4 protein-coding genes are annotated in these 15,856 nt (G+C 61.9%); 2 read left to right on the top strand and 2 right to left on the bottom strand.

The window, feature by feature from the left end; all coding sequences use genetic code 11:
* Positions 1-2 precede the first annotated feature (2 nt).
* Complete coding sequence (gene hemW / locus AC3RLQ_RS01880) at positions 3-1,091, bottom strand: radical SAM family heme chaperone HemW (RefSeq protein WP_493033801.1); 1,089 nt, start codon at positions 1,089-1,091, stop codon at positions 3-5.
* 64 nt (positions 1,092-1,155) lie between these two features.
* Between hemW and AC3RLQ_RS01875 the strand changes: the two genes are divergently transcribed.
* Positions 1,156-2,133 (top strand): squalene/phytoene synthase family protein, encoded by a 978-nt coding sequence (locus AC3RLQ_RS01875; RefSeq protein ID WP_493033800.1) that lies wholly within the window; start codon positions 1,156-1,158, stop codon positions 2,131-2,133.
* Positions 2,134-2,170: 37 nt separating this feature from the next.
* Here the strand turns inward: AC3RLQ_RS01875 and AC3RLQ_RS01870 are convergent, their stop codons facing one another.
* Positions 2,171-2,302 carry a 3-keto-alpha-glucoside-1,2-lyase-like domain-containing protein gene (locus tag AC3RLQ_RS01870; RefSeq protein ID WP_493033798.1) on the bottom strand — a complete coding sequence of 44 codons (132 nt, stop codon included), beginning with the start codon at positions 2,300-2,302 and terminating at the stop codon, positions 2,171-2,173.
* Positions 2,303-2,723: 421 nt separating this feature from the next.
* Here AC3RLQ_RS01870 and AC3RLQ_RS01865 point away from each other — a divergent pair, with 421 nt between their 5' ends.
* Positions 2,724-15,482, top strand: a complete 12,759-nt coding sequence (locus AC3RLQ_RS01865) for a choice-of-anchor tandem repeat GloVer-containing protein (RefSeq protein WP_493033796.1) — start codon at positions 2,724-2,726, stop codon at positions 15,480-15,482.
* Positions 15,483-15,856 lie beyond the last annotated feature (374 nt).

Below are 15,856 nucleotides of genomic sequence, written 5' to 3'. Positions count from 1 at the left end.
TCTCAGCCCATCAGCGCCACGGCGATCGGATCCACCAGCGGCTTGCCCACCCGCGTGAGCCGCACATGGCCTGCATCATAGCTCAGCAGCCCCTGCTCACGCAGCGTCTCGAGCATCTTGCGTGACTCGGCTTGAACCAATTCCAGCGGCAGTCCTCGCGCGGTGCGCAGTTCCAGGCCAAAGCGCTCCGTGCGCCGCTGTTCCGGCGTGAGTTCCTCCACATCCGCCGCCGTTTCTTCACCAGCCAGCGTCATCGCCATGTAGCGCGGCGTGTCCTTCACGTTGTTCCAGCGCCTCCCGCCCACCGTCGAAAACGCCCCGGGCCCGATGCCCAGATAATCCTCCCCCAGCCAGTAGGCCTCATTGTGCACGGAGCGATGCCCCGGCTTCGCGTAGTTTGAAATCTCGTAGTGCTCAAACCCGCCGCCCTCCAGCGTGTCGATCGCCAGATTGAAAAACTCCGCATCACGCCCTTCGTCTTCGCGATACTCCCCCGCTTTGAGCCGGCGGAAAAAATCCGTGTCCTCCTCGTAGTTGAGGTTGTAGGCCGAAATGTGATCCGGCTGCAGCGAGATCGAGTGCTCCAGCGTCTGCCTCCAAGTTTCCACACTCTGCCCGGGTATCGAAAACATCAGATCCAGGTTCAGGCTCGGAAACCCCGCCTCCTTCAGCACCTGCCAGGTCGCTTCCGCATCCGCCCGGGCATGGTCCCTCCCCAGCGTTTTCAGCGTCTCATCGTCCCAGGCCTGAATCCCCAGGCTCACCCGCGTCACGTTCATCTCGCGCATGATCGCCGCCTTGGAGGCCGTCACCGTGCGCGGATTCGCCTCCATCGTGAATTCCACCACCTCCGTCATGTCCACCCGCTCCTTCAGCCCGCGCAGCAGCCGCTCCAGATGCACATCACTCAGCATCGTCGGCGTACCACCACCGAAAAAAATCGTCTGCGGCCGCAGCGGCTGCTTTTCAGCCTCCCGCAGCAGCGCATCCACAAACGCCGTCATGTCCGTCCCGCCCGGCGTGTGCTTATGAAAGCTGCAGTAGGGGCAGATGCGGTGGCAGAAAGGAATATGGACGTAGAGATGCTTCACTCTTTGTATGCTAGCAGAGAATGCTTGCTCCGGCATCCAGCATCTACCATCTAGCATCACCCCCATGTCCGACGAAACTCATCACGAACGCGAACTCGGCGGCCAGCTTCTGGCCGCCGTCTCCCGTTCGTTCTACCTCACGCTCAAAGCGCTGCCCAAGGAGCTGCGCGAGCCCATTTCCCTCGCCTACCTGCTCGCACGCACCGCAGACACCATCGCCGACACCGCCATCGTCAGCGCCTCCGTGCGGCTCGACTGCCTCGAACGCTATCGAGAACTGGTGCGCGGCACCGGCGAAGCCCAGGGCCTGGCAAGCACGCTCATCACTCAGTTCTGCACCCAGCAGAGCGACGACTCCGAGCGCCGCCTCATGGAAAAATTCGCCGACGGCATCGCCTGGCTGCGCACCATGCAGCCCGTCCCCCTCGCGGCCATCCAGAGCGTCCTGGAGCACATCATCGACGGCCAGATGCTCGACATCCGCCGCTTTCCCGCCGACGGCCGCCTGCGCAGCCTCGCCAGCGCCGAAGAGCTCGACCAATACGCCTGGCTCGTCGCTGGATGTGTCGGCGAATTCTGGACCCAGCTCTGCGCCACCGAACTCCCCGGCTCGCTCGATCCCAGCGTCACCACCGCCCAAATGCAGGAATGGGGCGCACGCATGGGCAAAGGCCTCCAGCTCATCAATATTCTCCGCGACATCGGCGAAGACACCCGCGACGGCCGCTGCTACCTCCCCTGCCAGCCCGCAGACATCCAAACTGAGTGGAGCCTCTGGCTGCAAACCTGCACCGACCACCTCGAGTGCGGCCTGCTCTACGTGCAGCATGTCACCCATGGCAAGCTCCGCTACGCCACCGCCCTGCCCCTGCTCCTCGGCATTCAAACCCTCGCCAAAATGCGCTCCTCCCCTTGGGATAAAGTCCAGCAAGGCATCAAAATCTCCCGTCTCGACGTCGCCAGCATCCTCGCCCAAGCCGCCATCGCCTGCCGCAGCGCCACCGCCATGGAAAAGCTCTACCGCAAGCTCGCGCAGGGTTGATCCAACTTAATTCGGGATGCAGTTGCAGGGCCAGCGGTCACTGCCGTGATACGCCTGGTAGCTGGGCGTCCGTGATGATCAGCTTGTTGTTGTGCGTGACTGTCAGGCGGTCACCCTTCATGACGATGTGGAACGTGTTCCATTCTCCAATCGGTTTGTCAGCCTTCACCTTGGGTGTCACCCCGGCATGAACTTTGGCTCAAAGCTGTCCGTGTTGGAAAAACACGTTCCTGTCACAGGTCGCCAGCAAGCTATCTAGCCGTATCGCTTCATCGAGGTCGACGGCCTCGGAGGCGCGCCGATTGCAGTCCTCGGCTCCGGGCCTGAGCCCCCGCTTTACTGCGCCCCCAAGCCTATCTTTATAGTATTTAGAGGAGAATGAATTAAGGATTGAAATGGCTTGGTCTGTCCTGCTAGCCTCCATTATTCCGGTGAATTTTCCCCATCAAGCTCGCGTTGAAGCCCACTGCATCATGTTGAAATACATATTTTTACTAATCGCAGCCCTCTTGCCATGTGTTTTGCCGTTCCAAGCCATGGCTGCAGGGGTCTGGTCCACGTTGCCCACGGCCCCCTCCGGGGTCGGTTTGATGATGCTTCAGCCGGATGGAACCCTGCTGATTTTTGATGGCGGTGGCACCACGATTGCCAAACTCACGCCGAACGCCCAGGGAAGTTACACCGCAGGGACATGGACTTCCCTGAAGTCCATGTACAATTCCCGGCTTTATTTCTCCTCCCAGGTGCTCAAGGACGGCCGCATTTATGTGGCTGGCGGAGAGTATGGCACCGGCGGATCTGCAGCTGAGGTTTACAATCCACTCACCAATAAGTGGCTCATGACCCCTTCCCCCGGGGTGCGCTTCAGTGATGCCAATTCCGCCATGATCCCTGACGGGCGCGTGCTGAATGCCGTCGTGTCGGTGTCGCGGACCACCAAAATTTACGATCCGGCCACCAACACCTTCACCGCCGGGCCGACCTGTCTCGGCAGCAACAATGAATCCGCCTGGGTTCGCCTGCCAGACGGGAGCGAACTGATGGTGGACATCAACTCCACCAACTCCGAACGCTACATCCCGGCATCAAACACCTGGATTGCCGATGCGACGGTGCCTGTGTCGCTTTACGATCCCTATGGCTCGGAAACGGGAGGCGCCATGTTGTTGCCCAATGGCAAGGCCTTTTTCATCGGCTCGCTGGGACATTGTGCCATCTACACACCTTCCGGATCAACCGCGAATGGAACGTGGACGATCGCGGCAGACATCCCCGGCGCACAGGGCGCACCTGATGCGCCCTGCGCCATGCTGCCCAATGGCAAAGTGCTCGCGGCAGTGTCTCCGGTGCCGACTTCAGCTCAGCACTTCCCCTCGCCCACAGCCTTTTATGAATACGATTATACGAACAATACGTGGACGGCCGTGCCCACCCCGGGCGGTTCACAAAACCATGCTTCTTATTATGGCACCATGCTGGTGCTGCCGGACGGCACCTGCTTGTATTCGAATTTCAGCTCCACCATTTACTGCTACACCCCGGACGGCACACCGATCTCGGCGGGCAAACCGGTGATCTCATCCGTCTCGCAAAATGCAGACGGCACCTTCCACATTGTCGGCACCCAGTTGAACGGCTGGTCCGAAGGCTCGAGCTATGGCGATGACAATCAGAATGCGACGAACTACCCCATCGTGCGTCTGACCTCTGGCTCGTCGGTGTACTACGCTCGCAGCTTCAACTGGAACAACAACGGCGTCGTGACCGGGGCGCTGCCAGTGACGACTGAATTCACCGTGCCGAGTTCCGTGCCAAACGGCACTTACAATCTCGTGGTGGTCGCCAATGGCATCAGTTCAGACCCGGTTTCTTTCACCCTCAATCCCATCGCCATCACGCTCCCTGCCAGCGTCACGGAAAATGGTTTGGCAGATTCCGGCACCGTGACTCTCCCCACGGCCGCAGCTGCAGACACCGTTGTCTCCCTGAGCTCGGCAAACACTGTGAAGGTGACGGTCCCCGCTTCGGTCACGGTGCTGGCCGGGCAGACATCGGCGACGTTTGACATCACTCCGGGCAACGATGCGGTCCTTTCCGGCAATCAGGCCATTGGCATCTCCGCCGTGGCTTCGGGGTATCAGTCAGGCTTTGCCAATTTGATTGTCATTGATGACGACACGGCCGTGATCTCAATCTCGCCCTCAGCCACCTTTGCTTCAACGGGCGGCACCGGCGGCCCCTTCTCGCCGGCCTCAAACGTCTACACGATCACCAACACCGGCAACACGAGCGTGACATGGTCCGGGGCCATCACTCAATCGTGGCTGACGCTGTCACCCACCAGCGGCACCATCCCGGGCGGAGGCAATGCCACCGTCACGCTGACGATCAACTCCGCGGCCAATTCACTCGCCACAGGCAGCTACTCCGACACGATCACTTTCACCAATACCTTGACTGGAGACGGCTCCACCACCCGTGCCGTGTCGCTGTCAGTTGCAGGCACACCGGCCATGTCCGTGACAGCAGGGGCTCTGGCCTCCACGGGCGGGGCGGGCGGCGCCTTTGCGCCTTCCAGCGCCCTTTTCACCATTCAGAATCCTGGCACCGCTTCCATGAGCTGGACGGCGGCCAAAACAGCCTCCTGGCTGACCCTTTCGTCCACCAGCGGTACGGTCGCTGCGGGATCAACGGCAAACGTCACCGCATCGATCAACACGACATCCGCCAATGCGCTCTCTGCCGGAGCTTACAGCGACACCATCACCTTTACCAATATCAGCAACGGCAACGGCAACACCACCCGCTCTGCTTCGCTTCTGGTGCAGGCAAAGGTTGGCTCGCAGGCGCTCTCCACCAATCCGGGCTGGAGCACCCAGGGCGAGTGGACCTACGGCGTGCCGACGGGCAGCGGTGGGCCGCCCAATGGATTTGCAGATCCCACCGCTGGCAAAACCGGCAGCAATGTCTATGGCGTCAATCTGTCCGGCAATTACTCCACCACTCCTGGCGGCCCGTTTTATCTGACAACGACCGCCTTCAACTGCACCACGTCCACCCAGACCAAGTTGAAATTTCAACGCTGGTTGAACACGGACGTCCAGCCTCTGGCTTTCGCAACGGTGGAGGTTTCCAACGACGGCTCCACGTGGACCCAGGTCTATGCCAATGACTCGGGCGCGGTGACCGATTCCGCATGGCAGGCGGTGACCTATGACATCTCGGCAGTGGCAGATCATCAAGCCACGGTCTATGTACGCTGGGGTTACCAGGTGGCGGCTGGCGCGCTCGCCTACTCTGGCTGGAACATTGATGACGTGGATATTTTGGGCAACGCCAGTCGATTGGCGCCCACCGCGACCTCGCAGAGCAAGTCCCTCGCATTCGGAGCCACTCAAGCCCTCACCCTGGCAGGCACGGATACCAACTCGCCCAGCGGCGCCCCCCTCAGCTTCACGGTCTCCACCCCGCCTTCGCATGGCACGCTCTCCGGCACTCCCCCCAGCGTAAGTTACACCCCCGCGCTGGGCTACTCAGGCTCGGACAATTTTGCCTTCACCGCCACCAACCTCTATGGCATCACCAGTTCTCCTGCCACCGTCAGCCTGACGATTGCAGCCGGCCCGCCGGTGGCGACGCCGAAATCGGTCACCGTCGCTCCTGACACACCGACGGCGGTTACACTCACGGGCACCGATCCCAACATCCCTGCTCTGCCGCTCACTTTCACGACCACCTCTTCTCCCGCTCACGGCACCCTCTCCGGCACCGCACCCAATCTGACCTACACGCCTGCCGCCGGCTATACGGGCCCGGATTCATTCACCTTCACCGTGAACAATGGTGTCGCCACCAGTCCTGCCGCGACGGTTTCCATCACCGTCGGCATCGTGAACATTGTGGAGACGCTCAGTTCCAAGGCGAACATCGTTGGCAACAAGCCCCTCTCCACACTCGTCCTGGGTGCCGATGGTGCGCTCTACGGCACCTGCCAGACCGGTGGCCTCAACAATCAAGGCTCCGTCTTCAAGATCACCACCGCCGGAGTGGTCACCACCTTGGTGAATTTCTACGGTGTCAACGGTGCCGCACCGCAGGCGGGCCTCTGCCTCGGCAGCGATGGCAACTTCTACGGCACCACCACCGCTGGCGGAGCCAACAATCTGGGCACCATCTTCAAAATGACCCCGGCAGGCGTGCTCACCACCCTGGTCAGCCTCAGCTCGGCAAGTCCAAACATGGGCTCCGTGCCAAAAGCGCCGCTGGTGCAGGCTTCCGACGGGAACTTTTATGGTTCGACCACGGCTTCAGGAGCATCCACCAATGGCACCCTGTTCCGCGTGACCCCCGCTGGCGTGCTCACCGTCCTCAACAGCTTCACCGGCACGACGGGGTCGGTGCTCGGCTCCAACTGTCAGGCGGCGATGATTCAAGGCAGCGATGGCAATCTCTACGGCGTCACCGGCGGTGGCGGTGCGGGTGGCTTTGGCACCTTGTTCAAAATGACGACCAGCGGCACCTTCACCACCCTCGTCGCCTTTACTGGAACCACCGGTGTGGCGATCGGATCCACCCCGCTGGGTGCGCTGGTGCAGGGCTCGGACGGCACGCTCTATGGCACCACATCCACCAGCGGCGCGAATGCCAACGGCACCATCTTCAAATGCACCACCGCAGGCGTGCTGACCACGCTGCAAAGTTTCACCGGGGCTTCCGGCCTCGTGATCGGCGGCACCTGTGTTTCACCACTCGTGTTCGCGGCCGATGGCGTGACGCTCTACGGCACCGCCTCGGCCGGAACGACGTATGGCTCGCTCTTCACCATCACCACGGCGGGTGTGTTCACCAACATCAAGACTCTTACTTCCACGGACGGGCCGTCAACTCCGATGGGCGGCATGACGTTCGTAAGCGCGGACGGCAACTTCTACGGCACCCTTTCCGGTAATGCATCAAACGTCGGAGCGACACGTGGCGGGGTGTTCAAGCTGGTCCCGGGCACCATCACTTTCAGCACTCTGGCAACCTTCTCATTGAAGCCGCCGATCTATCGCAACCTCATCAAACACAGCGACAACAACCTCTACGCCACCACGACGCAGGGCGGCACCTATCAATACGGCAGCGTCGTCAAGTTCGTGGCACCCAGCACGCTCACCACGGTGAGGAGCTTTGACAGCATTTCAGGCACCACCAATCCCAACACGCTCATCGTCGGCACCGACAATAATTTGTACGGCACCAATCCCACCGGCATCGCCAGCACCAACGGTTCAGTGTTCAAGCTAACCACGGCCGGCGGACTGACCACTCTGGCGACCTTCGGCGGAACCTCCGGCACTCTGGGTGCTTCGCCCAGCGCACATCTCACTCCTGGCGGCGACGGCAACTACTACGGTGTCACCTCCGGTGGTGGCACCAGCGGCTTTGGCGTCGTTTTCAAGGTGACTCCCACGGGAACCTATACCGCTCTCGGAGTCTTCACGGGCACGACGGGCACCCTGCTCGGCTCGGCTCCACAAACCCGCCTCGTGCTCGCGCCTGATGGCAATCTCTACGGCACCACTTCGACGGGTGGCGCCGGTGGGTTTGGCACTATTTTCCGTGTCAATGTCGCGACCGGCGCCGTGACTTCACTGATCACCTTCACCGGCACCACCGGGGCCGTTCTCGGCAGCAGCCCCAATACCAACCTCGTTCTGGACAGTGATGGCGTTCTCTACGGCACGACGACCGGCGGCGGCACCGGCAGTTCCGGCACTGTCTATTCATTCACGACGGCTGGCGTTCTGACCACCTTGGTGAACTTCACCGGCACTGCAGGCGCGGCACCTGGCTCCACTCCCGCCTCAAACCTCGTCTTTGGCAGCGATGGCATTTTGTACGGCACCACCACGGGCGGCGGCGTCAGCGGCGCGGGCACCGTTTATTCCTGCACCAAAGCCGGAGTCTTCACCTCGCTCGTCGCCTTTACCGGCGCGACGGGTACGATGCCGGGCAGTTCCCCCTCCTCCATGCTGCTGCAGGCACCCGACGGTTGGTTCTACGGCGCCACCGGCTTTTCCGCTGCTTACTCCATGGGAACGGTCTATCGTGTCCACCCCAGCGGCATGGCACAGTCCTTGTATGCTTTTGGTTCAAGTGCGGACGGCGGTGTGGCCACAGCCTCCGGCAGTTTGTCTCTGGACTACCGCCTCGTGCTCGGTGCGGACGGTTATCTTTATGGCGCCAATGCAGGTGCCATCTACCGCGTGCATCAGCAGCCTGCGGTTCAGGATCTGCCAGATGCCATCGTCAGCTCCAGCACCAGCGCGACCCTCACGGCCAGTGTGATTCCGAATCTCGACTCGGCGACAGCCTATTTCGAGTGGGGTCTCTCCACCAGCTATGGCACGCAGTCGGCCGTGCAGAACCTCGCCGCTGGCACCACCGCCGTGGATGTGAGCGCAAGCCTCAGTGGCCTCATTGGTGGACAAATCTACCACTACCGGCTGGTCACCATCACCGCCCAGGGCACTTATTACTCCCCGGATCAAACCTTTGCCACCCAGGGCCCTCCCATCGTGATCACCGGTTCATGGACCGGCACCGCTCAAAACGGCATCACCGTGGACGGTTACATCAATCCTCTCGGCAGTCTGACCAACTACTGGTTCGAATACGGCGAGACCACCGCCTACGATGACTTCACCGTGCCACAGGTCATGGAGAGCGTACCCATCACGCTCGATCCCGAGACCGAGCCCGATGGCCCGCAAAACCTCTCCAGCGGCGTCGCGATGCTGCCTGTCTCCGTGACCATTGGTGAAGGCATCACCCCAGGCACAGTCTTCCACATCCGCCTGGTGGCTCAAAACAGTTTTGGCATCACCTATGGGGACGATCAGGTCATCACCACCCTCACTCCTCAGCCCACCGCCATCGTCGAACCCACCTTCCATTATGTCGTGACCGGCACATCGCCCCAGAGTGGTCTCACCCTGGCCAATGACGGCTACTTCTACGGCACGACGAACACGGGTGGCTCCATCAATGTCGGGACCGCCTTCAAGATGTCCCAGGGCGGCACCATGACAAAGCTCACAGACTTCTACGGTACCGCCAACAGTGGCGTCGATGGCAACGGCCCTCAGGGGGCGCTCATTCAAGGCCCCGATGGCAATCTTTACGGCACCACAAACACCGGCGGCACCACAAATTCAGGCACCATTTTCAGACTGACGCCGGATGGCACACGCACCACCCTGGTAAACTTCACCGGCACCTCCGGTGTGGCGCTCGGTTCCGGTTCAGTCTCCAAGCTGACCCTCGGTCTCGATGGCAACTTCTACGGCACCACCACCGGCGGCGGCACCTCGAGCGGCAACGGCACCGTCTTCATGATGACACCCGCAGGTGTGCTGACCACGCTGGTCAATTTCACCGGCACCACAGGCGCTAATCTGGGAACCAGTCCGCGCGGACTCTTGCTGGCCAATGACGGCAACTTCTACGGCGTCACCAACACGGGCGGCTCAGGCGGCGGGAATGGCACCATCTTCATGATGACGCCTGCAGGTGTGCTGACGACGTTGGTGAACTTCACCGGCGCCACCGGAGCCGCGCTGGGCACCGGTCCCAACTGCACGCTCGTTCAAGGCGTCGATGGCAATCTCTACGGCACCACCGCGACCGGGGGCACCTTGAATCTCGGCACGGTCTTTGTCTGCACTCCCACCGGCACGTTCACCACCCTCGTGCAGTTCTCAGGCACAGTGGCTCCGGCCTTGGGATCCAGCCCCAAAGGCGCGCTGGTTCAGCTGAGCGACGGAAATTTTTACGGCACCACGACCGCCGGCGGCACCGCAGGTGGCAATGGCACTTTCTTCCAGATGACTCCAGCCGGGGTGCTCACCACTTTGGTCAATTTCACCGGCACCACCGGCACCGCACCGGGCACCGCACCGCAGGGGTCATTGGTGGCCGGAGTGGATGGCACTCTCTACGGTGCCACCAGCAGTGGCGGCCTGTTCAATCAAGGCACCCTGTTCAAAGTCTCCACCATTGGCTTGCTGACCACCTTGGTGAACTTGAACTCGCCACCCGTTTTCAGCAAACTCGTGCAGGGAAGCGAGGGCACCTTCTTTGGCACCACCACTGGCGGCGGCACGGCTCTTGGCTACGGCACCTTCTTCAATGCTTCCATTGACGGTGCTCCTGCCATCCTTTCCCAGCTCCCTCCTGTCTCCGGCACCAGCGCCATCACATCCCGCGGCGGCTTGCTTCTCGGCAGTGACGGATTCTTCTACGGCACCAGTTCCGCTGGCGGCGCCACCAACTTCGGCTCTGTTTTCAAGGCAAGTCAGTCAGGCGTGGTGACCACTCTGCTCAACTTCACCGGCACCACCGGTGCGGCCCCGGGCTCCAGTCCGCAGGCGGCGTTGATCCAGGGTTCAGACGGCAAGTACTGGGGGACGACCAATTCGGGGGGCAGTTCGTCCAACTTCGGCCAGGTTTTCACCATCACCTCGGCGGGCCTGATGACCCAGGCGGCGGTTTTCACCGGCACCACCGGCTCAGCGCTCGGCTCCAATCCTCAGGGCCCCCTGCTGCAGGCCAATGATGGCAACTATTACGGCACCACCACCACAGGAGGCACCGGTGGCAACCTTGGAACCGTCTTCAAGCTCACGCCTGCGGGTGCCTTCACCAACCTCGTCAACTTTAACAACGTCATTGGCGGTGTGCTGGGTTCGAGCCCTCTCGGCGCCATGGTTCAGGGACCTGACGACGCACTCTATGGCGTGACCAGCACCGGCGGCACGGCGAACCTGGGAACCGTTTTCAAAGTGACCTTGGCAGGTGGGTTCACCAACCTCGCGAGCTTCACCGGCACCACGGGAGCACTGCTGGGCTCCACACCGAGCTACGGCCTCTTCGTCGGACCCGACGGTCATTTCTACGGCGTGACTTCCAGCGGCGGTCTTTACAACCAGGGCACCCTGTTCCGTGTCGGCACGGATGGCAGCGTGCAGAGCTTGTATTCATTCACCGGCCGCCACGATGGCATCGCAGCGGCCAATGGTCTGCTGAATGCAAATGACGGCTATCTCTACGGTCAGACCAGCTCCGGCATTTTCCGCGTCCATCCCACCCCCGCCGCACTGGCGCTGCCCGCCACCAATGTGCTCGCCTACAGCGCCACCTTGAACGGCTCCATCGTTGGCGAGGAATACTCTGGCACCACCTTCTTTGAATATGGACTGACCACCAGCTACGGCACCACCACCACACCTCAAGCTTTCAGCGCGGGGAACACCCAGCTTGCCAGGACAGCAGGCATCGTCGTGCAGCCCTTCCTCACCTATCACGGCCGCATGGTTGCAGTGACCTCGGGCGGTGTGTTCCCAGGACCGGACCGCTCCTTCTCCACCTCCAATACGGGCACCTTCATCACCGCCAGTGATGTGCCGGTCACCATCGACAGCTTCAGCGCCAGCGGCCTGCCCCTGACCCTCACTCTCGGCTTCTCTCCGGCAAATGGCACCGTCTTGAAACTCGTCAACAACACCGGCAGCAGCCCCATCAGCGGCACCTTCGCCAGCCTGCCGGAAGGCAGCGCCGTCACCGCGACGTTCAATGCCCAGTCCTATCTCTTCCAGATCAGCTACACCGGCGGCGATGGCAATGACATCACCCTCACCGCCACCACCCAGGTCATCGCCTTCCCCACTGTCGGCCTGAAGCGCACCACGGATGCCGCCTTCGCGCTCGGCGCCACTTCGACCAGCGGTCTGACCGTCAATTATCAAATCGTGGCCGGCTCCGCTTCAGCGACGCTCGCAGGCAGCACCGTCACCCTCACGGGCACCCCGGGTGTGGTCACCGTCAAAGCCACGCAGACCGGCAACGGCGGGAGTATCGGTGCTGCCCTGCCAGTGTATCAATCCTTCATCGTCCAGACAGCGCCCGGCTTTGTGCAGCTCAGCAGCAGCAAGGCCAATGACTTCACTCTCGGCATCCGCAGTGATGGCACGCTCTGGGCTTGGGGCATCAACTCAAACGGACAGCTCGGCGATACCACCACCTCCTCCCGGCGCACGCCGGTTCAGGTCGGCTCTGCCACCAACTGGTCCAGCGTAAGCTGCGGCACCTCACATGTCGTGGCCCTCCGCAGTGATGGCACGATGTACGCCTGGGGCCTGAACTCCAGCGGCCAGGTCGGGGACTCATCATTCACTCAACGCACCAGCCCCGTTCAGATCGGCACCCTGGCACAGCTCGGCGTCACCAAGGTTTGGTCCCTCGCCTCAGCCGGAGCCACCCACACCGTGGCGGTGGCAAACGATGGCACACTCTGGGCCTGGGGTGGCAACTCCAACGGCCAGGTCGGCCAGAACAGCACCCTCACCACCACCTATTCCACCCCCACCCGCATCGGCACGGCCTCCACCTGGTCCATCAGCGGCCAGACCTTGAGCGCGGGCGGCGACTTCACCTTCGCCATCGACACCCTGGGAAAACTCTGGGCCTGGGGTCTCAACACCAGCAACCAGCTCGGTGACGGTTCTTCCACCACACGACTGGCCCCCGTCCAAATCGGAACCGGCACCACCTGGCAAAGCGTCGCCGCCCATTCGAACGGTGGCTTTGCGACGCTGACCACCGGCACGCTCAATGCGTGGGGACTTAACTCAAGTGGACAAGTCGGGGACAACACGCTGACTCAGCGCTCCGCCCCGGTCGTAATCGGCGGCACAACAGACTGGTCCGGAGCCACTCTCGCCGCTGGCAGCAATCACTGCATCGTGAGAAAAACGAATGGAACGCTGTGGACCTGGGGCGCCAACACGCTGGGGCAGCTCGGCCAGGGTTTCGCAGACAACGCGGCCCGCGCCAACACTCCCCTCCAGGTTGGTACCGCGTCCAATTGGGCGGCCGTTACTGGCGGTGTGAGCGTCTCCCACGCCGCGACCTCGGATGGTTCGGTTTACAGCTGGGGCACCAACACCAATAACATACACGGCGTGGTCATGCGTTCGCTCCTGCCGCTCTCGCAGCAGTTGGGCGCGGTCTCCAGCGCGGTGGGCAGCACCAACAATACCTACTTCATCAGACCGGACGGCACCCTCTGGGGCCTCGGTGGCAATTCCTCGGGACAGCTGGGTCTCGGCGCGACCGATTCCAGCCAGCATCCGACTCCGGTGCAAATGGGCACGGGCTTCACCTGGCTCAGCGTTTCCTCCGCCAACAGCTCCATGCATGCCATTCGCAGCGACCACACCCTTTGGGCCTGCGGTAACAACGGCAGCGGCCAGCTCGGTGACGGCACCATTACCACCCGCTCGTCGCTGATCCAGATCGGCATGGATGCAGACTGGAACTTCATCTTCGATGCCAACAACTGCACCTATGCCATCAAGACCAACGGTACGCTCTGGGCCTGGGGCGCGAACAGTCTCAGCCAGCTGGGTGACGGCACCACCACTCAGCGCAACTTCCCCATCCAGATCGGCACCGACACCAACTGGCGCATGGTCGCTGGCTCCGCGAGCTCCTCGACCTCCTTCGCCGCAGGTTTGAAAACCGACGGCTCGCTCTTCACCTGGGGCAGCAACTCCAACGGCCAGCTCGGCAACGGCACCACCACCACCGTCGTTCGGCCCACGCAAGTCGGCGTCGCCACGGACTGGGCCACGCTCGCCGCTGGCAACACGCATGTCCTCGCACTCAAAACCAATCACACCCTCTGGGCCTGGGGATTGAACAGCAACGCTCAGCTGGGCGACGGCACCCTCACGCAGCGTACGTCACCACTGCAAATCGGCACTGCCACCAACTGGGCCAGCATTGCCGCCGGGACGGCACACTCGCTGGCCACCACCAGCGACGGCAGCCTGTATGCCTGGGGCAGCAATGCGGTGGGCCAGTTTGGCAATGGCACGATCACCACCAACTTCAGCCCGGCGCGTGTCGGTACCGGCACCCTGTGGAGCACCCTGCCCGTGCAGGCCTTTGCGACCCACAGCCTGATTTTTGCCATCGACCGCACCCTCTGGACCGCCGGCCAGAACTCCTCCGGTCAAAGCGCCTTTGCGGGACGTAATCTCTGGGTGCCGACCCTCGCTGTGCCAGGCCTGAACTCCCCCCAAAGCCTCACCTTCACGCCGCCATCCACGGTGACCGTTGGCAATACCATCACCCTCAGCACCACAACGACCAGCGCCCTGCCCTCCAGCTACATCGTCACCGGGCCCGCCACTCTGGTGGGCGATCAGCTCACCGTGAACTCCGCCGGCACCGTCTGCGTCATCGCCTACCAGCCCGGGGACAGCGCGTGGCAGTCGTCCGACATCAGCCATGTCCTCATCAATGCCACCGCGCCAGATGTCACCACTCTCGCCGCCACCTCAGTCGGCACTACCACCGCCACGCTCAACGCCATTGTCAATCCAGACGGCACCACCAGCACCGCGCAGTTCAAATACGGCACAACCACCAGCTACGGCACCAATGTGGCCTTCGCTCTCAATGGTGATCACGACGTCGTCCCGCAAAACATAACCACCACCCTCACCGGTCTCACCCCTGGCACAACCTACCATTTCATCGCCGCTGCCACCAGCACACTAGGCACCACCAATGGTGACGACCTGGTCTTCACCACTCTCAGCACCAACGCCGATCTTGCCTCCCTCTCCTTTGCCGGAGGCACCCTCACGCCTGCCTTCGCCCCAGCCACCACCAGCTATGCTTCGGAAGTTTCCAACGCCACTTCCAGCATCACCCTCACCCCCGTGGTGGCGGAGGCGCATGCCAGCTTCACCGTAAATGGCGCTGCCAGTCCAATCCTCCCTCTGACGGTCGGCACCAACCCTCTGGCCATCCTCGTGACGGCGCAGGATGGAGTCACCACCAAGACCTACACACTCACGGTCACCCGCCGCACCCCCTATCAAGACTGGGTCCTGACCACAGGGATCGCAAACGGCAGCTCAGGCGCGCAGCAAGACAGCGATGGCGACGGTATTCCCAACCTCCTCGAATGGGCCTTCGGTACCAATCCAACCCAGCGCTCGTCCGGCATCATCAGCGTCACGGGCGGCGCGATCTCCAAGCGCGGCACCCCGGGCGTTCTGATCTCCGGCCCCGATCATCTGGCTGTCTTTGGACGTCGGATGGACTACCTCTCCGCCGGACTCGTTTATACCGTCGAGTTCAGCGCCAATCTCACCTTCTGGCAGCCTTCCACGGACACCCCCGTGTCCATTGGCAACGATGGAGAAATGGAAGCGGTGACCGTGCCCTATCCAGCGCAGATCAATGGCCAGGACGCACGCTTCTTCCGTGTGAAAGTCATCACTCAATGAACGAGCCTTTCGGTAGCGAATGGCTGCCGCCCGTCCTGCAAATCCCGTAGAACGAATAACGAAGCGATAGCGCGTGCTTCCCAGGAAGTGCTGCCTTATAAACGCGCCAGCCCCATCCGGGAAGTAAACCGTGCCCCCGTTTGCGCACGCGCTGACCAGCTGCGTTGCCCATTCAGGAGGAACTTTCCAGGAGCTTGCGCTCGGTCTTCGTCTGCCGGGCAATGCGTTGAGGAGCCTCTTAAGATAAGACCTAGGTTTCTACCTTACTATGTCAAAAGCATCGTCAGGGCATGAACAATCCGCAGCCGCAAGTGTCAAAAACGTTGAATGTGAAGAACTCATGGCATGGCTTCCCAAAATAGGAAGGTTCAAAA

The sequence above is a fragment of the Prosthecobacter sp. GW821-HT29F12 genome, from assembly GCF_058803405.1.
The sequence above is the reverse complement of the archived record's forward strand: the minus strand, read 5'-3'. Positions and strand labels throughout refer to the sequence as shown.